The organism is Mycobacterium scrofulaceum (assembly GCF_002086735.1).
GTDB lineage: Bacteria > Actinomycetota > Actinomycetes > Mycobacteriales > Mycobacteriaceae > Mycobacterium > Mycobacterium scrofulaceum.
This window is the reverse complement of record NZ_MVIJ01000003.1, coordinates 192885-211979: the sequence shown is the minus strand read 5'-3', so window position 1 is coordinate 211979 and position 19095 is coordinate 192885. Positions and strand designations below refer to the sequence as shown.

Here is a 19095-nt window from a genome sequence, read left to right as displayed (position 1 = left end):
CCATCCGTGCTCAGCGCTTGTGCGTGAACCTCACGCTGCAGCCCGAACCGTGTCCCCGGAGAGCCGGTTAACGGATATCGGATTGTTCGACCAGATTTTCTGCCAATGCGCCTTCGGGAACGCGGTGAATGCCAACACGTCGGTCTTGGCCTCGGCCATCATCGTCGCCACTTTCGGGAACGAGGCGGCCAGGGTGTCGGCGACGCGGTCCCATTGTGCGGCGACCTCGCCGGGGTCGGTGTGGGCGAAGATGGTCTTGACCGCCGCGGTCACCGCCGGGGCGTGTTTGGCCGATACGGCGGTGTGCAGGTTGCGCATGAAATGCACCCGGCAACGCTGCCACGACGAGCCGGTGAACTGTTGGGCGACAGCGGCTTTCAATCCTGCGTGGGCGTCGGAGATGACCAGGTGAACGCCAGTCAGACCGCGAGAGCGCAGCGAGGTCAGGAATTCACGCCAGAACTCGTAGGACTCGCTGTCCCCGACGGCGGTGCCCAGGACTTCGCGGGTGCCGTCGATGGACACCCCGGTGGCCACCACCAGGGCCTGAGAGACCACGTGAGCCCCAATACGGACCTTGCAGAACGTCGCATCGCAGAACACGTACGGGAACTCGGTGTGGGACAGGCTACGGGTGCGAAACGCCTCGATCTCCTTGTCCAGGCCAGCGCAGATCCGCGAGACCTCGGACTTGGACACCCCGGCTTGCACGCCCATCGCCGACACCAGGTCATCGACGCTGCGCGTCGACACTCCGTGCACGTAAGCCTCCATGATCACCGCGTGCAAGGCCCGGTCGATGCGGCGGCGCCGCTCCAGCAGCGACGGGAAGAACGACCCGGCACGCAGCTTGGGGACCTGCACCTCGATGTCGCCGGCCGTCGTGGACACCGTCTTGGGCCGGTGCCCGTTACGGTGCGTACCGCGACCGTCGGTGCGCTCATAGCGGCCGGCGCCGATCCTCTCAGTGGCTTCGGCCTCGATCAGCGCCTGCAGCCCGGCGCGGATCAGCTCGGCGAACACCGCCCCGACATCAGCCGATTTCAACGCATCGAGCTGGGCCAGCAGAGCAGAATGGTCCTGGGTCATCGCGTGGTGTGTCCTTTTCCTGAGTCACTTTGGTAGGTAACTCACTGACCACTACGCGATGGCCCCACCCCAACACCGGCAACGACACACCCGGCAAAGGCCCGGCACCGTCACACCCCGATTCCGAAACCCCACCACCCCAGGGGACTTACCCTGGCGCCACTGCGTGCCAACGTCGTAGTGGTCGCATCGAAGATACGCGCAAGCATGTCGCCGTTCGCCGCCATCAGGGTCCTCCTCGTCTTCCCGCTTCGCAGAGTGTATTCCCGCCCTGCAGAGGAAGAGGTGGGATCCACAGCATTAGGCGTTTCTTTTTGAAACGGATCACGATCCCCCGGTCGACGGCCTGCCAGAAGCTACCGCCTGCATAAAAGGCGTAGTACGAGAAGTACTGTTTAGACACAAACCATACTAAGTGTCTTGTGGACGGCTGCGGCCGGTGCTAGCGTCAGCGCTGCGTCATCATCACCGGGAGTGGTCCCGCCGACCCGAGGCATCGACGCTCGAGGCCGCCGGGACCCTTCGGTTGACCAGCGGCGCGGTCGATCGCGACCTGTCTCTAACAGCCACGGTTTCTTCACGAGGACAAGGGATTATGACGACTACACAGGAGCCCGCTTCAGATCTGGCACAGTTCGACAGGAAGCTTGACGAACTGCACCTCCGTGGCCAGTGGCAGTACGATGCGCAGCTGGTCCAGCTCACCGACGGTCCCGTCCCGGCGGGTGTGCCGTTCCGGTGGTCATGGGAACTCGCGGATCGCGCCCTGACCGAGATGTGCACGGCGGTGTCCGGCGAAACTGCCCGCAGGAACTTCACTTTCATCAACCCGGCTCCTGACGTCAACGGCACGACGCAGACCTTGGCGATGGGTATGCAGATCACCCTGCCTGGCGAGATCGCCCCGGCGCACCGGCATTCCATCAACGCCTTGCGCTTCGTCGTGGACGGTAGCCCCGACCTGTTCACCGCGGTCGACGGAGAGAAACTTGCGATGGAGGACGGTGACCTGATCATCACGCCGGCCTATTCCTGGCACGATCACCACAACGAAAGCGACAAACGCGGCGTCTGGGTCGACATCCTCGACGTACCGCTCATGGGTTACCTGCGGCAGATGTTCTTCGAACCGTTCGGTGGGCGCACGCAGCCGTTGCACGAAGACGCTGCTGCCTTCACCAGCAGTCGCGCCTCCCACATACGCCCCGCGTGGGAAGCTCGACAGGGTGAACGGATTCCGTTCCGTTACGCGTGGAGCGAGGTTCGGGCCGCCTTGGACACGCATCGCCACAGTAGCGGAAGCCCGTTCGACGGCGTCATCCTGCACTACGCCCACCCGATCAGCGGGGGCCCGACACTGCCCACTATCGACTGCTTCGCACAGCTGCTCCGTCCGGGTCTGTGCACCGAACGCCACCGCCACACTTCCAGTGCGGTCTACTACGTCGTCGAAGGCGAAGGCACCACAGTTGTCGGTGACGAGGAAATTCAATGGTCTGCCGGCGACTCGTTTGTAGTGCCCAACTGGATGTGGCACGCCCACATGAACCGGTCCTCCGAGGTCGACGCCGTGCTCTTCTCCGCAACCGACGCTCCCATGCTCGAGGTGCTCGGAATGTACCGCGAGGAGCCGCGTCACTCGTTCGGTACCCAGCCGTATCCCGCGGTGCCAGGCGATCTGGCATCCCCGGCGAATAAGAGGGTATGACCATGACGATCACCCGTGCAGACATCAGAGGGATCGTGGGCATCGTTCCGACGCCTGCGACCAGCGACGCCGATGACTGGCGCTGCCTGAACAGCGTCAATGTCGCTGAGACCGAGAAAATGGTCGAGCAGGTCGTCGAGGCCGGGATCGAGCTCGTGATGTCCACCGGAACCTTCGGCGAGTGCGCATCGCTGACTCATCAAGAATGGCTTCAGTTCTCGTCCTGCGTCGCCGAGACGATCCGGGGTCGGGTGCCCTTCTTCGCCGGCGTGACGACGTTGAACACCCGCGACACCATCGCACGAGGTCGCGAAGCGATCGATGTGGGCGCCGACGGACTGTTCGTAGGTCGTCCGATGTGGCTGCCGCTCGACGACGCCGGCATCGTGCGCTTCTATCGCGATATCACCGAGGCGTTGCCCGGGGTACCGGTCGTCATCTATGACAACCCCGCCGCGTTCAAAGGAAAGATTAGCGTCGAGGCCTACCGGCAACTTGCCGATGCGCCCGAGGTCGTGGCGACCAAGCACGCAGGCGGACCGACACTGGAGGGCGACATCGAGGCCTTCGGCGACAAGGTTGCCGTGCTGCCCCTCGACAGCGACTGGGTCCGCGTTGCCAAGCGCTTTCCCGCTAGGGCCACGGCTTGCTGGTCGGGGAACGTGGCCTGTGCACCGTCCCCGTTGGCTGCGCTGTCGCGCGCCGTGCTGTCCGAGGACTGGGCACAGGCGGATCGCATTTCCGAGCAGGTGAACTGGGCGTTGGCCCCGCAGTTCGGCGGTGACATGTCGCGCTTCATGGATTACAGCATTCCGGTCGGGCGTGGCCGGTTCCGCGGAGCGGGCTTGATCGACTGCGGGCCCAGTCGGCCGCCTTACACCGATGCTCCGCCCGACATGGTCGCTGGCGGTGAGGAGACCGGCCGCCGGTGGGCGGAACTGGAGCAGAAGCACCGCGGTTTGCGCTGAGGTGACCTAGGACGGTTCCGTTCTAGTGACTGAGTTTCGTTGGGCGGGAGCAGGTTTGGCGCGGATGGGCGACGAGGATCACATGCAAGGCACTTAGACGGATACCAGCTGGGTCGATTTGATGAAGTGCTGCTGCTGGTCGGCGATCGGTTGTCTGCGGGCAGTATCCGTCTGCCGGCCGAGCACGGTGGGGCCATGACGGGGTGTTTCGGATCGTGCGGCGGGTGCCCGAGATCGGCTGATTTGCACCGTTCAACTTCAAGCCCCCCGTGTCATAAGTCGCGAGCACGGACCGCCAATTCCGGCACCGCTGCAGGTCACTACATCAGCGACGTCCTAGGCGGTGCCACCGTCACTGATCGCCATCACCACCGCCTTCGGCTCGGTGAAGAATTCGCGGCTGAATGTGCCACCCTCACGGCCGATTCCGGAATCACCCACCCCGCCGAACGGCGCCCGCAGGTCACGAATGAAAAAGCAATTCACCCACACGGTGCCCGCGTTCAGCGCGGCTGCCACGCGGTGGGCACGCGAGAGGTTCTCGGTGAACAACATCGCGTTTAGCCCGTAGGGTGTGTCGTTGGCTGCAGCAATGCCGTCTGCCTCGGTGTCGAACGGCGCGACGACCGCGACGGGGCCGAAGATCTCTTCACGGCAGAGGCGCGCGGTTGCAGGCAGGTCGGTTACGACCGTCGGGTGGATGAGCCACCCCTCGCCCTGACCACCCGTGCGCATGGTGCCCCCTTCGGCGGGGATCCCCTCGACGTAGGAGCGGACCTTCTTCCAGTGTTCTTGCGAGGCCAGCGGTCCAACCTGGGTGTCAACGGCTTTCGGATCTCCAGCAATCAGCGATTCGGAGGCTCTCACAAAACGTGCCAAGAACTCGTCGTAGACCTGCCGCTGGACGTACAGGCGGCTACCGGCGAGGCACACCTGCCCGGCATTGGAGAAGATGGCCCGGATCGACCAGCTCACCGCGCTGTCGAGGTCGGCGTCGGCGAAGACCAGGTTGGCACCCTTTCCGCCCAGTTCCAGGCTTACCGGGGTCAGGTGGGCCGCCGCCGCCGCCGCGATGGTTCTGCCGGTACCGGTTTCGCCGGTGAAGGTGATCCTGTCAACGCGGGGATCGCCGGTGAGCGCGGATCCCACAGAATCGGGACCATATCCGTGCACGACATTCAGGACGCCATCGGGCATCCCGGCCTGCAGGGCAAGTCTCGCCAGGATGGTCGCCGACGCGGGAGTGTCCTCGGCAGGTTTGAGGACGACCGTGTTTCCCCACGCGAGGGCCGGCGCGACCTTCCACGTCTCAAGCATCAGCGGGAAGTTCCACGGTGCGATCGCGGCGACGACACCCGCCGGCTCGAATCTGGTGTAGGCATGGTGACCGGTGTCCATCGGCAGTGCTTCACCGGCTGAGAGCCGCGCATGGTCTGCGAAGAAACGGAAGTTCTGCGCAGACCGCGGCACGTCGTTGCCTCGTGTGTCGGTGATCGGCTTTCCCATATCGGTGGTGTCCGCGAGGGCCAGCTCGTCGCGATGCTCGATGATTAGATCGGCCAGCCGGTGCAGAATCGCGCCCCGCTCAGCCAAACCCATTCGTGGCCAGGGGCCTTCGTCGAAGGCCCGGCGCGCCGCGGTTACGGCCCGGGCGGCCTCCTCAGCGCCGCCGAGCGCCACCCTGGCCCACGGCTGGCGGGTCCACGGATCGACGGTGTCGAAGCACGCCTGACTGGCCGACTCGGTCTCTTCACCATCGATGACGTGAGGTATGAGCTCGGTCATGATCATGAACTCTTGTTGCGCTCGGCGATGGTCACGTCACCGGCGGCCCAATGGGTATCGGGAACTTCACGCAGGACCACCCGGATGGCGGAACGTGAGACGCCCAGCGCCGTCTCGACGGCGTCGGTCAACTCGCTGATTAGCGTGCGTAACTGGTGTGGTGCCCGGCCCTGGACCAGGGTGACTTCGACTAACGGCATCGCGTTACTTCCCTTCGTGGACGACCAGTGAGCCTAGGTTCGAAAAATGCATTCTCACAACGCTTTTAGGACCGAGCGCAACCGCATCGGTCATCCCGCCGGTGAGCACAATCCAACCGCGTTCGATCGCCAACCCCCGGTCGGCGAGCACGTTCGCCGCCAGCGCCAGCGCCTCCGCAGGGTGACCTTGAACCGCGGCTCCGGTGGCGCTGTCGACGATGACGCCGTCGACTTCGACTAAGCACGCCTCCAGTGAGAGGTCCAGTTCTTCCGGCGGCAATCCGATTGGGCCCGTCAGATATCGACCCGATGAGGCGTTGTCGGCGACGACGTCAGGCAGCGTGAACCGAAAATCGCGATAGCGGGAGTCAATGATCTCCATGCCCGCGTAGACGTGCCCCACCGCTGACATCGCTTGTGCCGCTGTAACACCGGGACCGCTCAACCGCTCCTTCATGACGAAGACGAGTTCCGGCTCGACGCGCGGATGAATCAACACGCCCGCCGGCAACGGCGCCCCGGCGGGCAGCGTCATCGCATCGGTCAGCCACGCAACGAGCGGCGACGAAATACCCATTCGCTGCTGCTTGGCTCGAGACGTCAGGCCCAGCTTCACACCGACGACGCTTTCACCACGCTCGACTCGGCGGCACAACGCCTCGTCCTGAACCGCATAGGCGGTCCTCAGGTCGAGGTCGGCCCAATCATCGGTGATCGGGTTGCGGGCGGTTCGCGTGTCCTCTGCGTCAAGCAGCGCGGAGGCCGCCCGATCAACGGTCCATTTATTCACGACTCTCCTGCGGCGAAACGTGTGGTGACGAGCCCGAGTTGGGCAAACTGCGCGGTCCAGACATCGCCTGGTCGCACCGGTTGTGCCGCGGTCACCGAACCCGGCAGCACGACATCACCGGTTCTCAGGCAGTCGTTCTGCTGACCCAGGGTGTTGGCCAGCCATGCCAGCGATATCACCGGCGAGCCGAGCGCCGCTCCCCCGGCACCCGTCGCGACCACCTCGCCGTTGCAGTACAGGTTGCATCCGAGGAGCCGAAGGTCCGCATCTGTGGGTCGAACAGGACGCCCGCCGAGCACGACTCCCCCCGACGAGGCGTTGTCGGCAACCGTGTCGGCGACGCTGATACGCCAGTCGGCGATGCGGCTGTCGATGATTTCCAGTGCCGGCAGCACGAAGTCCACCGCGGCCAGGGCCTCGGCGACTGTCACGCCGGGACCGGCAAGGTCACGCTTGATTACTAGGGCGATCTCCGGTTCGACACGCGGCTGCAGGAAAGCAGTCACCGGGATGGGATCGGACTCTGGGTGGAACATCTGGTCGTGCAAGACACCGAAATCCGGTTGATTCACCCCCATTTGGCGTTGCATGGCCGCAGAGGTCAGGCCAACTTTGTGGCCTTTGATGATCCGGCCTTCGGCCATCCACCGGTCGACCTGTGCTCGCTGGATGTCGAAGCCCTCCGCCACGGTCAAGTCAGGGAATCGGTCGGTCAGCGGGGCGATCGGGCTGCGCGTCTGGTAGGCCGCCAGCAGCTCCTCGGCCATCTGATGGCACTCTTCGGTACGCATCACACGCTGAGCTCAGGCGCAACGACAGAAAGCGATGCTGTCGAGCGGCCTACGAGTTGACTCTGGGAGACGGTCCGCTGGGTTGGACCCAACCACATATCGATCGAGCCCGGCTCTCCGAGCTCGAACATGCGGGGGGTCCACGCCTCGTCTTCAATCAACTGAACCCCGAATGAGTACTCGTAGGTCAGGTTGTCGGGCCCGAGGAAGTAGACGAAGATGGCCGTCGACGTCGGGTGACGGCCTGGCCCATGCAGAATCTGCACATCGTTCTGTTGCAGGAATCGCCAATTGCGCATCACATCGTCGAGCGTCTCGACCTGGAAGTTGATGTGACAGAAGCCTGGTCCCGCGTCGCTCTGGAAGAACGCGAGCTTGTGATGGACGGGGTCTATTCGCATCAGGCAAGCGCCCTCACCGATCCAGTCGGACACCTTGGCGCTGAACACCGTAGACCAGAAGGCGTGCGCAGCCCGTACATCGGGGGCATCGAGGCACAGGTGGCCGAACTCCGTGATACCTGCGGCGGGTCGACCGAAGTTGATCGGACGCGCCAGGGTGCTCTGGCCCGTGACCAATTCGACGTGATTGCCGAAGGGGTCGTCGAAAGCGATGAAATTGCGAACATGTCGGTGTCGCGCTTCCTGTTCGGTGCCACGCGAAACCGTGCAGCCGTACTGCTGCAACTCGACTTCGGCTGACTCGAGCGCGGCATCGTCTCGCAACGAGAACGCCGATGCGAGGACGCCGGGCCGGTTGCTTTCGATCAGCGCTAGGCAGTGATGACGGCCGTCGGCCCGCAAATAGGTGACACCTTGGTCCTGCGCGACCGGATCCAGTCCCACGATGTCGACCGCGAAGCGGGTCGCACGCTGGAGATCGGTCACCCCCGATCGCACGTAAGCAATGTCCTGCAGTTCGATCATCTCCGACCTTCCTGAACCTGACGAGGCAACTCAGCCCGCACCGCGACATCCCAGATGCGCCACTCGGTTTTTACTTATGCTTGTGAACTATATTGCGTACTGCCCTTCGGGTCAAAGCCGTCCCTGCACACCTAGGGAGGTGGCGAGCGCAATGACCCCTGTCGGATCGAAGTCGCAAGATTCGCCCTGCGCAACAGGCCATTACGTGACCTGGTCGCGGCCACGTAGCGGTGTGCGGTAGCGTCCGAATTAGTTATAGTTATGAAATATTTGTGGATATAGGCTCAACGGCAGGTTTAACCGCTAGAGTCGGCTTACGCTGACGAGTGGTCCTCCAGAAAGTGGGCATAGCACGTGCAATCCTCTCTCGAAAGCAACAAGACGGACGTCGCTAGGCTGCTCGACCGTGACTGGCGGATGCTCATCGGGGGCGACCGCGTCAGCGCCGCTGACGGCGCGGCGATGGAGATCACCGCCCCGCATGACGGCTCCACCATCGCCCGCGTTCCTGCCGCGGGCCTCCCCGACGTTGACGCAGCTGTCGCGGCGGCGGTGGCGGCGTTCCCGCAATGGCGCGGCACCACATTGCTTGAGCGCTCGGAGATGATTAGGTCGTTCGCGCAGAGATTGCGTGCCCGCGCAACCGATTTCGGTCTGCTCGACGCTATCGACACCGGCAATCCCGTGACAGCCATGGTCGGCGACGTCATTATGGCTAGCCGGTGGCTCGACTACCACGCGGCGGTGGCCTTCAGCGTCACCGGCGACACCCTTCCGTCGATGACGCGCAGCTGGCTGATGACCCGCAAAGAACCGTACGGCGCGGTCGGGCGGATAATTCCCTATAACCACCCCATCCTGTTCGCCGCCGCCAAAGTAGGCGCTCCGCTGATCACCGGCAACACACTGATTCTCAAGGTGCCCGATCAGGCTCCGCTGTCCTCCCTGCTGATGGCCGAGGTGGTTCTCGAGTCGTTTCCGCCCGGCGTTGTCAACATCATCTCGGGAAGCGGTGCGGTGGCGGGAGACGCACTGGTCCGACACCGCGACGTCAAGCGCATCGCACTCATCGGCAGCGTCCCCACTGGCCAGAAAGTGATGGCCGCGGCAGCCGAGGCGGGCATCAAACACGTCACCCTGGAACTCGGCGGCAAGAACGCGATGATCGTCTGCCCAGACGCCGACCCGACCGCCGTCGTCGAGGGCGCGGCTTTCGGCATGAACTGTCATTGGAGCCAGGGACAGTCCTGCGGATCGACGACCCGGCTCTTTCTTCACGAGTCACTTCACGACCAGGTGGTTTCCGGCCTGGTCGAGCGATTGAAGTCGATCAGGATCGGTCATCCGCTGGATCCGGCCACCGAGATGGGATGCCTGGTATCCCAAGCGCAGTTCGACAAGGTGAATCACTACATCGACGTCGCGAAACGCGAAGGGGCTAGCTTGGTCACCGGCGGCGGACGGCCGCCGGGGAAGCAATTCGAGGCGGGCTTCTACGTCGAGCCGACGGTCTTCGCCGACGTCGACATGTCGATGACCGTTGCCCGTGAGGAGATTTTCGGCCCGGTCTTGTCGGTGCTGCGATTCACAGATCTTGACGCCGCCATCGCTCAGGCCAACGCACTACCGTTCGGTCTAACCGGCGCGATCTGGAGCAACGACATCACGACCGCAGTCTCGGTGGCAGACAGGCTTGACACCGGCTATGTGTGGATTAACGGCAGCGGCAGCCACTTTCTGGGTGCGCCGTTCGGTGGGCGCAAGGACAGCGGAACAGGTACCGAAGAGGGAGTCGAGGAATTGGAGAGTTACCTCCAGACCAAGACCGTCAACATTCCTCTCCCGTGAGTTGTAAACCATTCACCCGACACCGCGACAAATTTGTTGACGTCGGTACTGTACAGAACCGGAACTATCCACAATCGTGATCAAATCGGGAGGCGATCCCATGCCGCGACGACCCCGTAACCCACGCTCGATCGCCGAGGAGATCGCAAGGGCGGCCGACCGGGAGGATCCGGGATTCGACACCGCAGTCCTGGGACTGACGTTGGCGCTGTTCCGTACCGCGACCGCCTTTGAGCGGGCTCACGTCAGCGAACTACTGCCGCATGACCTGAACATCAGCCAGCTCAATATCCTCACGGTGCTCGACCGCGCCTCGGAGCCGCTGACGATGGGGGCTCTTGGTCAGGCGGTCTCCGTGCTGCCGGCTAACCTGACCGGTGTCGTGGACGGGTTGGCGCGGCGGGGTTACGTCGAACGCATAACGAATCCCGATGACCGTCGGTCCTTCCTGATCCGCATCGGTAAACCCGGCCGCGCCTTTCTACGCAAGTTTCTGCCCGGACATTGGGCATACCTACAGACCCTGATGAGCGATCTGACACCCCCGCAGAAGCGTCAGCTGCAGACGTTGCTCGGCAAGTTCTACGACTCGATCGAACAGAACTGCCAGACCGTCACCAATGGCGCCGATCTCAAGCGCCCACGCCCGAGGCTCCGTGGTCAGGTGTCTTCATGAGACTACCGGCGTCTTTTCAGGCGATATTGTGATCGATCTCCACACCCATGGCCTGCCCCGCTCCCTACCCAACTTCGGCCGACGCTTCGCGGGTTCCTGGCTGGAACTGGTGGAAACCGGTCCGTGTAGCGCCGATATCATGCTCGGCGACCGGCACTTTCGTTCGATCACGGACCAATGCTGGAACCTGGAGCGACGACTCGCCGACATGGAGACTGACGGCGTTGCAAGACAGGTTATTTCACCCATACCGATAACTTTCTCTTATGGTCTGAGCGCCGATGGCGTGGCCGAGATGGCGCGGGTGCAGAACGAATGGATCGCCGACGCGGTTCGCGCATATCCGGCGCGGTTCAGCGGGCTGGGCACAGTCCCGCTGCAGGACCCGGACCGGGCCGCGGAGATGGTCGTCGAAATTCGGCAGGTTCTCGGCCTCGCTGGTGTCGAGATCGGCTCGAACGTCCGCGGACTTAATCTCGACGACCGCGCGCTGGATCCCTTCTTCGCGGCCTGTGCCGATCACAGCGCTCTGGTCTTTGTACACCCGTGGCAGGTGCTGGGTTCGGATCGGCTCACGAAGCACGGTCTCGCCGATTCCATCGGAATGGGCGCTGAGACGGCGACGGCTGCAGCGTCATTGGTGATGGGCGGCGTTCTTGACCGCCATCCCAACCTCGACATTCTGCTCGCTCACGGCGGAGGTGCATTTCTGGCACTGCTTCCGAGAATCGAGCGATTCTGGGAGAACTCATCGGCAGTGACGTACTGCAGCGACCGTCCGTCGAGTTATGCCGGCCGCTTCTATTACGACTCGCTGCTCTTCGACGAGGACGCGGTTGCGGCTCTGGTCGGGCGGGTCGGGGCAGATCGGGTGGTGGTCGGCACCGATTATCCGTTCGCCATCGCCGAACGACCAGCAGGAGCGGCCCTGCTCGGCGCCGGTCTCCCCGACGCGGTCACTTCGGCGGTCAGCGTGCTGACCGCCGAGAGGATCCTTGGACTCGCCTGAGTCACAGCGGGTTTGTTGGGGCTACACGCGCGCTGCGCTGACGGTCGACGGTACGAACACATCCTCGAGTCGCAGCGGGCGTTCGCTGAACCCCTGCTCGTGCGCGTAGGCCAGCAGTGCCTGTAGGGCGGCGAGGTTCTCAGCGACGCCGCAGCGGAAGGGATCGCCGAGAATGTCTTTTTCTGCTTCCGCGTAGGAGGACTCCCATATCAGGCTGGTCGTGCAGACTGCGGTGTCGATAAGCTCCCGCTGTACGGGTTTGCGGGCCCGTTCGAACGCATCGACGAGGTTGTTGGCCACCCATGGATGAGCGGTCAACACCGAACGTTTGACGACCACCACATGCATGATCGGAACAATCTGAGTCGCCTCGAAATAGGCGCGCTCCACGGCACGGAAGTCTGGCCACAACCGTCGAATCCGCGGATCGCCTTGCAGGAACGCCCGTGGGGCACGCGCTGTGATCAGTCCGTCCAGTTCACCGCGGATCAGCTGTTCGCTGAGGGTGTCCTCGTCGTCGATGCGGGACACGTCGAAATAGGCAGGGGGTGTCACCGGCGCCTTCTCCTGACGACCCGGCTCCTCGAGACCACCTGTGCGCCAACGGATCGACGCGAGATCGACACCGTGGTGCTCGCCCAGTATGCCGCGCATCCACAACGAGGCGGTCATGCTCCATTCGGGGGTCCCGATGACGCCGGCGTTGAGGTCGGCCGCCTCGGACACATTCGCGTCGTCGCGCACGTAGACACTGGAGTGGCGGAAAAGCCGAGACGGGAAGACCGGGAGGGCGACGAAAGGCCGATCGGGATCGTCAACCGTGGACAGGTATGCGCCCATCGAATACTCGGCCACGTCGAACTCGCCGTACTTGCCCTGGCGCCAGAAGAGGTCTTCGATCGCGGTGTGCAGGTAGCGCATCCGTATACCCTCAGGTGCGACCTCGCCCGTGTAGAGGCGACGCGTTCTGTCATAAAGTTCGCCACCGTAGGTCAATTCGAGACGCTCTGCCCGGTTCATGGCAGCAGTCCATCGATCTCATCGGTAGCAGCAATCAGCTCACTGAGCACTGTTCTGCGCAAGCGCTTAGTCATTCGGCTGACGGGCACCGATGCGTTGAGGGCATACGATCCGCCGCGCAGCGCTACTGCGATGGAGATCACGCCCACCTCGCCCTCTTCATTACTGATGGCATACCCGCGCTTGCGCACCTCGGCGAGCTCCGCATCGAGCGCCACCCTCGATGCAATGGAATTCCGCGTCATCTGGATCAGATCGGCGTGGGGATAGAGCCGGTCGAGCTCCCCGGGCCCAAGAGCGGAAAGCAACGCCTTGCCGGTCGACGTGCAGTGTGCGGGCATCGCCACGCCCAGACGGTTAGACACCCGCAGCGCCTGCGGACTCTCGATGGAGGCGACGAAGTCGACCTCGGCGCCTTCCAGCCTTCCCAGATGCACGGTTTCCCTTAGACCGGCGTTCAGTTTTTCCAACACCGGCCGGGCACGGTCGCGGACATCCAGCTGGCGCAGCACGCTGAAGGCGAGCAGATCCAGACCCGGTCCTACACGGTAGGCCCTAGTTTTCGGATCCTGGCGGATCAGTCCGCGGTAGGACAGCATGGCGAGTAGCCGGTGCGCCGTTGAACTCGCCACGCCGAGGTAGGCGCTCACATCGGTAAGCCGGAGTTCATTCCGGGTCGCCAGGAGCATGACGATCTGCAAGGCGTTGTCGACCGATTCCACGGGGTACTGGGGTGTCGGCCCGTATGCCCGGGCAACGATCGGTTCTGCTTCCATAGTCATCCGGTGATCACCCTCCGGCCGATTGGCCTACGTTGAGCTGCGGTAAGCGTTCCACTTCCGCCAGGCAGTCGGCGACGGTCGTTCCCGCGCCAATCATTCTGCGGCACAGCATCAAGGCCTTCGGCCAGTTGACGGTGACAGCCGCAGTCAGCATCCCGTCCTGATCGCCGAATACTGCTGCACTCTGCGGCGGGTCGACGTCCAGGTCGCCAACGATCCGATCGAGCGTCGCTCGGTGCGGCCGCCCGGCGATTTGTATCTTCCAGTCGTACTGGTCACTCCACACGTATTCGGTCGGAGCGTAGGAACGCAGTTCGTCGGGGTGGGTGATGTTGTGGGCCACACAGGCGGCCTGCTCGGCGGCGTTGGTCCAGTGCTCGACGCGTACATCTTCCTTATGCCCAGGATGACGCCAGCGCACCACGTCACCGACCGCGAAGACGCCCGGATGCCCTACCGCGCGGCAGAATTCGTCGCACACCACGCCATCGTCGATCAGCAGTCCGGAGGAGGATAGCCAGGCGTCGTTGGGGATGGCGCCAATACCGACGACCACGATGGCCGCGCGCAGCGTCTCGTTGCTCGTTAGGGTGACGCGAAGATCGCCCTCGCGACCATCGACCGACTCGACACCGGCGCCGAATCGCGTCTGCACCCCGTGCCTCGCGTGCACGCTGGTGAGGATGGCGCCGAGTTCAGCCCCGACGATCCGGCCGATCGGCGCGGTGAGCGGATCGACGATGGTCACGTTCCGCCCCGCGGCGTGCGCAGTCGAGGCCACCTCGGCGCCGATGAACCCGCCGCCCACGACTACCACCGGTCCGGCGGCCGCCAGCGCGCGAGCCAGTCCACGGCTGTCGTCGAGCGTCCGCACGAGATAAACGCCGGAGGCCACCGGCCACGGGGCCGGTCGCGCATCAGCGCCGGTGGCGACGACCAGGATGTCGAATGGGACGCGCGCGCCGTCGGCGAGGACCACCGCTCGATCAGCAAGATCAAGTTGCTCAGCTGCGTTGCCGAGGCGCAGTTCGATACCGGCCTCGTCGGCTTGCTCCGCGGTGAGCATCGTCAGCCGGCTCTGATCCCACGAGCCTGCGAGGAACTGCTTAGAGAGGGGCGGCTTGTCGTAGGGCAGATTGCTCTCGCGGCCGATCAACACGATTCGGCCGCCGAAGCCCTGGGATCGTAGCGCCTTCGCGGTGCGCACTCCGCCGACGGACGACCCCACGATGACGACGGTCTGCCCGGACATCAGTCGGCCTCGATGCTCAGGGCGTTCACGGGGCAACTGCCAACCGCGTCCTCGATTCGTGAGCGCTCAGGCTCTGCGAAGGTGTCGCGCAACAGCACCACCACGCCGTCGTCGTCGACATCGAAGGTGTCGGCAGCGCCGGTTACGCAGTTGCCATAACCCTGGCACGACTGGTAGTCAGCGTGGAGTCTGGGCATAGTTGTCCCCTCTCTTCCGATCGTGCGGTGCGAGTGCTCAACTGCGCTTCCTCGGGGCCGCGGCAACGCTCATGCCTCCGTCGGGGTGGATCACGTCGCCGGTGATGCCACGGGCGCGATGCGATGCCAGGAAAACGTAACTCCACGCGTGGTCCTCAGCGGACAAGGCGACCTGCAGGGGAACGCGCGCCGACATCTCTTCGGCACGACCGGGCACTTTCGAGATGCTGCGGTCCGCCATGCCCAGAACGGCCAGGCCGCGAAGGTCGGTACCCAGGGTGGCGCCGGGGGCAACACCGTTGACCCTGATCTGCGGCGCCAGGTCATGAGATAGCGCGGTGACCAATCCGCGGACGGCGAATTTGGAAGCCACGTAGAGCACCCCACCTCGCCCCGCGTAGTACCCGGACGTGGACTCGGTCAGCACGATGGCGGGCCGCTCGGATTCACGCAGCGCGGGAAGCGCCGCCTTGACCGAATGCAGGTAGCTTCTGACGTTGACGCGAAAGATCTCGTCGAATGCCTCGTCGAGCACGTCCACGTCGATTTCTTCAATGCTGCGGTAAAAGTCGAACACCCCAACGCAGTTGACCAGCACGTCCAGACCGCCGAACGCCTCGACAGCGGCGTCGACGGCCGCGTCATTGGCGGCGCGCAAGCTCGCATCGCCACACACCACGGGGACGTCGGGATGCTGGGCGCTCAGCGCCGAGCACTTCTCCTCATCGCGTTCCAGAACAGCCACGCGCGCACCCTCATCCAGGAAGGCGTCGACCACCGCCCTGCCGATCCCCGAACCGGCGCCCACGACAAGAGCCCGCCGACCGGTGAGCCAGCCGGTCACCACGACTCCGGAGCGGACTGACCCGACCGCTCGTCGACCAGGGATCCGAAGGGGTGTCCGATCATTGCCGAGAATGTCGCGGTCGACTGCCACGTCAGGGCCTCGACTTCGAGAGGACACAGCGCCACCCACTGCCCGGACTTCTGCGATTCGATCAGCAGCCGCGAGCCGTTGCGGGTATCGACCCGGGTGAGGCGCACCTCACTGAACTCGTTACCGATTGTGATCGGTTCGCCGACAACATGTTTGAGCAGCTCACTGCGTGCCGCGCCCGGCGAGCCAGTCTGCTCACGCTCGGGGGGCGTCACAGAAACACCGCCAGATTCTGCATCCGGATGACGGATTCGTCGACCGAGATGATGCGACGGGCCAGCCGCCACTGCTCGCCCTCGAGCCGCAGCAGGTCCTCCCGGCCCGCGGATAGAAAGGCACCTTCCCGCACGTCGCCTCTACTCCGGAACAGGAGGGTGGCGGACTCGACGATCAGGTGGTCCGGGTCGTCGGTAGCGAAGGTCCGCACGTTCGACAGGTGGTGGCGCAGCCGGGACGGCGGATCCTCGGTCCAGGCGTGTTCGGTGAGGAAGCGGGCTACCCGGCGAGACAACGAGTACTTGTCTTCATCGAAATGTGCCATGCCAGGCGAAGTGTCGTAGCCGGCGGCCAGTGCCGTCGTGACCCTGACCGGCATCAGATAGTGGATGTCCTCAGAGAGAACCTCGAGCCACTGCGAATACGCTTGTGCGTCCAGCAGATAGGACTCGTCCACCAGCCACTGGTGGGCGACCAGGTGCCGCTCATCGTCGAATCGCAGTGTCTTGCCTGTCCGGGTGACGCGCGATGCCGACCCTCCGAGTCGGGACCGGCTGGAATGGGTGTCGGGGGCGGTGCTCATACTCGCGTCACTGTCCCGGGGCCGCCATTGACCGTCACACCGTCGGATGGTTCCGGGCGTGCCGTCTCAGCAGAACCTGCTTGTAGATCATTTGCCCAGCGCCGCAAGAGCTCTCGCTGATTGAACTCGCTGTAACCTTGACGGGCGATACCCGGTCCGCTGAATCGGTCGGCAGGCAGTGGAGGCGCTACCTCCGAGTCATCGGCGAGCAGACCCATCCGGCTGTTGAGCAGTAATCGCCGCGCCATCGAGCCGGCCGCGGTGTTGGTCAGCGACACCCAGTTCTCGACATCGTCCTGTTCGAACATGCCGGTACTACCGAAGCACATGAGATAGGCCTTGTAGGACAGCGCCTTGAACTCTTCCGGGGCGTCGGCGTCCACGGCGAACCATGACAGCACCTCGGTCTCGTCCTCGCTGATCGGCTGCCACTGCCGCAGCGTGATGAACGGAAGCACATCGTCGCTGTCGGCGACCTTCGGCCAGTTGTGCACGAATGACAGGTTGGGATACAGCGTTGCGGCACTGAACATGAAGCCGTCGGTACCGATAAGGGCGATCTGTTCCGGCGACCAACTCTGCTTCATCCGCTCGATCATCTGGTCGGGATAGCCGACGTACCGAAGCCGGTCCACCAACGATCCGTCAGGCAGTTTGTAGGTGGTTCCGCCGCCATTGCCGGCCCAGTACAGCGCGCCCTCTTTGCGCTTCTGCGCGTTGGGCTCACGAAAGAGCCCGATCTCGACCACCGAGGTGTGCGTTTGGGGCGTGTGGTACATATCGCCGGCGAAGTTCTCGGCGCCGATCTTCCAGTTGGCCTTGATCCGCCAGCGTTGTGGTCCGTGCAGCTCAATGCCACGCGAGCTCTGCCGCGTGTAGAAGTCGAGGTAGAACCGGAAGTCCCCCAGGTAATCTTCCAGTGGCGGCGCCTGGGCGTTCAGGCTGAGAAAGATCATGCCGTTGTAGACGGCAACGTTGGGAGCCGGCAGAAGCCGTTGTCCCTTGCGGGCAAATCCTTCCTCGCCGCCGTAAGCATCCTGATGGAAGGGTAATCCCACGATCCTGCCGTCATTGCGGTAGGACCATCCGTGATACGGACAACGGAAGTGCGAGGCGTTGCCCATCTCCGCCCGGCATACCTGCATGCCGCGGTGCAGACACATGTTGAAATGCGCACAGACATTGCCGTTTTCGTCGCGGGTGATGATGAACGAGTCCTCGAGAATCCGCCGCACGACATAGTCTCCTGGCTGTGCGATCTCCGATTCGTGGCCGACGAAAATCCACGCCCGGGCGAAGATGTGCTGCTTCTCCAACTCATAGATCTCCCGGTCGTTATAGATGTGGGCCGGGATCATGCCTCGGCGAACCTCATCGAGGACCACGGACTGGTCGGTCATGACACCTTCCTTCTGCAACGGGGCAACGCCCCCTTGGTGGCAGGACCGCTCTCTGCAGGAAGACATGAGCTGCAAATGAGTTGGGTCCTATGATCGGGGGCTACGTTGGACAACGCCTGTCCCACAACGACGGGATCGATACCCATGCCTGGTCGCAACTCTCCGTTCGTTGGCCCCGCGGGTACGAATAAGTCAGCTCAGATGACGAAACGTCTACTATGGATAGTACAGATTGCATAATATGTGTTCAATAGGTAACCCTTGCCCGCCGGTACGGTGCTGACAGCGAACCAGCCCCGACCGCCGACCCCTCAATCCTTCGGCGTCGACCGTCCCCAACCCGCGTTGCGCGTCATGTCCTTGAGCAGCGGCACGGCCCGAAAGGTCAGCGGAGTCGTCAGCGCCAACGTCGTCGTCGAGTGCACCACCCCCGGAATACCGACCACCTGCTCGATCAACTGTTGGAGTCCGGCCTGTGTCTCGGTAGCGACGCGGACCAGAAGATCTTCGCGCCCTGTGGTCGCGTGGATCTCCAGCACCTGAGGTATCCCGATGAGAGCTTCCACGATTGGGCCGAGGCGGCCCTGTTGCACCTCGAGTCCGATGAAGGCCTGCGTGGCGATTCCGATCCGTGCGAGGTCGAGTTCGGGGCGGTAGCCGGCGACCAGCCCGCCCTCTTCGAGTCGCTTCAGCCGGGATTGCACGGTGTTACGCGAAATGCCCAGCCTGGACGCCAGTTCCAGGACTCCGGCCCGCGCGTCGCGCGCGAGCATCTCGAGCAGATCGACGTCGAGCCGATCAATGCTGAACATTCGAGTCACCCCACTAAGTTGTTTTACCTGTACAACTGAACTATTTGCTCAGTTGAAACAAGATTAGTTGACCTGAAATCCATTCCAGACCAACCTGATAGGAACT

The 19095-nt window shown here is 63.7% G+C and carries 19 protein-coding genes and 1 pseudogene; 5 read left to right on the top strand and 15 right to left on the bottom strand.

What is annotated here, in order from left to right; translation table 11 throughout:
* Positions 1-36: 36 nt before the first annotated feature.
* Positions 37-1089 (bottom strand): annotated as a pseudogene (locus BST44_RS04220) (IS256 family transposase); the annotation flags it as partial.
* Positions 1090-1615: 526 nt separating this feature from the next.
* Between BST44_RS04220 and BST44_RS04215 the strand changes: the two are divergent.
* Both BST44_RS04215 and BST44_RS04210 read left to right on the top strand, forming a co-directional pair.
* Positions 1616-2797 carry a cupin domain-containing protein gene (locus tag BST44_RS04215; protein ID WP_225323275.1) on the top strand — a complete coding sequence of 394 codons (1182 nt, stop codon included), beginning with the start codon at positions 1616-1618 and terminating at the stop codon, positions 2795-2797.
* Positions 2798-2799: 2 nt separating this feature from the next.
* Positions 2800-3765 carry a dihydrodipicolinate synthase family protein gene (locus BST44_RS04210; RefSeq protein ID WP_225323274.1) on the top strand — a complete coding sequence of 322 codons (966 nt, stop codon included), beginning with the start codon at positions 2800-2802 and terminating at the stop codon, positions 3763-3765.
* Between the two features lie 336 nt (positions 3766-4101).
* Here the strand turns inward: BST44_RS04210 and BST44_RS04205 are convergent, their stop codons facing one another.
* Genes BST44_RS04205 through BST44_RS04185 form a run of 5 tightly spaced genes read right to left on the bottom strand, consistent with a single transcriptional unit; the run spans position 4102 to position 8257 of the window.
* The gene (locus BST44_RS04205; protein WP_009953930.1) at positions 4102-5556 is read right to left on the bottom strand and encodes an aldehyde dehydrogenase; all 1455 of its coding nucleotides are present in this window, start codon (positions 5554-5556) and stop codon (positions 4102-4104) included.
* The gene (locus BST44_RS04200) at positions 5553-5750 is read right to left on the bottom strand and encodes a tautomerase family protein (protein WP_009953929.1); all 198 of its coding nucleotides are present in this window, start codon (positions 5748-5750) and stop codon (positions 5553-5555) included. The genes BST44_RS04205 and BST44_RS04200 overlap by 4 nt, the downstream gene beginning before the upstream one ends.
* A 4-nt stretch (positions 5751-5754) precedes the next feature.
* Positions 5755-6540, bottom strand: a complete 786-nt coding sequence (locus BST44_RS04195) for a 2-keto-4-pentenoate hydratase (RefSeq protein ID WP_009953926.1) — start codon at positions 6538-6540, stop codon at positions 5755-5757.
* Positions 6537-7331 carry a 2-keto-4-pentenoate hydratase gene (locus tag BST44_RS04190; protein WP_047322053.1) on the bottom strand — a complete coding sequence of 265 codons (795 nt, stop codon included), beginning with the start codon at positions 7329-7331 and terminating at the stop codon, positions 6537-6539. Before BST44_RS04190 ends, BST44_RS04195 begins: the two co-directional genes overlap by 4 nt.
* Positions 7331-8257, bottom strand: a complete 927-nt coding sequence (locus BST44_RS04185; protein ID WP_009953924.1) for a VOC family protein — start codon at positions 8255-8257, stop codon at positions 7331-7333. The genes BST44_RS04190 and BST44_RS04185 overlap by 1 nt, the downstream gene beginning before the upstream one ends.
* A gap of 354 nt (positions 8258-8611) precedes the next feature.
* Between BST44_RS04185 and BST44_RS04180 the strand changes: the two genes are divergently transcribed.
* From BST44_RS04180 to BST44_RS04170, 3 genes are all read left to right on the top strand, one after another.
* The gene (locus BST44_RS04180; RefSeq protein WP_014379557.1) at positions 8612-10105 is read left to right on the top strand and encodes an aldehyde dehydrogenase family protein; all 1494 of its coding nucleotides are present in this window, start codon (positions 8612-8614) and stop codon (positions 10103-10105) included.
* Positions 10106-10205: 100 nt separating this feature from the next.
* Positions 10206-10781, top strand: a complete 576-nt coding sequence (locus BST44_RS04175) for a MarR family winged helix-turn-helix transcriptional regulator (protein ID WP_020415598.1) — start codon at positions 10206-10208, stop codon at positions 10779-10781.
* 28 nt (positions 10782-10809) lie between these two features.
* Positions 10810-11790: an amidohydrolase family protein gene (locus BST44_RS04170; RefSeq protein WP_052955271.1), complete on the top strand. Its 981-nt coding sequence runs from the start codon at positions 10810-10812 to the stop codon at positions 11788-11790.
* A gap of 21 nt (positions 11791-11811) precedes the next feature.
* Here the strand turns inward: BST44_RS04170 and BST44_RS04165 are convergent, their stop codons facing one another.
* The 9 genes from BST44_RS04165 to BST44_RS04125 form a co-directional block, all read right to left on the bottom strand.
* Positions 11812-12810: a substrate-binding domain-containing protein gene (locus tag BST44_RS04165; protein WP_036390486.1), complete on the bottom strand. Its 999-nt coding sequence runs from the start codon at positions 12808-12810 to the stop codon at positions 11812-11814.
* On the bottom strand, positions 12807-13592 hold the full coding sequence (locus BST44_RS04160) for an IclR family transcriptional regulator (RefSeq protein WP_009953914.1): 786 nt from the start codon (positions 13590-13592) through the stop codon (positions 12807-12809). The genes BST44_RS04165 and BST44_RS04160 overlap by 4 nt, the downstream gene beginning before the upstream one ends.
* A 7-nt stretch (positions 13593-13599) precedes the next feature.
* Entirely contained in the window at positions 13600-14844 is a 1245-nt protein-coding gene (locus BST44_RS04155) for an NAD(P)/FAD-dependent oxidoreductase (protein ID WP_009953913.1), read from the bottom strand.
* Entirely contained in the window at positions 14844-15041 is a 198-nt protein-coding gene (locus tag BST44_RS04150) for a ferredoxin (protein WP_009953912.1), read from the bottom strand. Before BST44_RS04150 ends, BST44_RS04155 begins: the two co-directional genes overlap by 1 nt.
* Positions 15042-15078: 37 nt before the next feature.
* Entirely contained in the window at positions 15079-15885 is an 807-nt protein-coding gene (gene hcaB, locus BST44_RS04145; RefSeq protein WP_009953911.1) for a 3-(cis-5,6-dihydroxycyclohexa-1,3-dien-1-yl)propanoate dehydrogenase, read from the bottom strand.
* Positions 15882-16139: a hypothetical protein gene (locus tag BST44_RS04140; protein ID WP_196771120.1), complete on the bottom strand. Its 258-nt coding sequence runs from the start codon at positions 16137-16139 to the stop codon at positions 15882-15884. The genes hcaB and BST44_RS04140 overlap by 4 nt, the downstream gene beginning before the upstream one ends.
* 50 nt (positions 16140-16189) lie before the next feature.
* Complete coding sequence (locus BST44_RS04135; RefSeq protein ID WP_009953908.1) at positions 16190-16777, bottom strand: 3-phenylpropionate/cinnamic acid dioxygenase subunit beta; 588 nt, start codon at positions 16775-16777, stop codon at positions 16190-16192.
* The gene (locus BST44_RS04130; protein WP_009953907.1) at positions 16774-18177 is read right to left on the bottom strand and encodes an aromatic ring-hydroxylating oxygenase subunit alpha; all 1404 of its coding nucleotides are present in this window, start codon (positions 18175-18177) and stop codon (positions 16774-16776) included. Before BST44_RS04130 ends, BST44_RS04135 begins: the two co-directional genes overlap by 4 nt.
* A 311-nt stretch (positions 18178-18488) precedes the next feature.
* Positions 18489-18989, bottom strand: coding sequence for an Lrp/AsnC family transcriptional regulator (locus BST44_RS04125; RefSeq protein ID WP_014379553.1), 501 nt, complete (start codon positions 18987-18989; stop codon positions 18489-18491).
* Between the last annotated feature and the right edge of the window lie 106 nt (positions 18990-19095).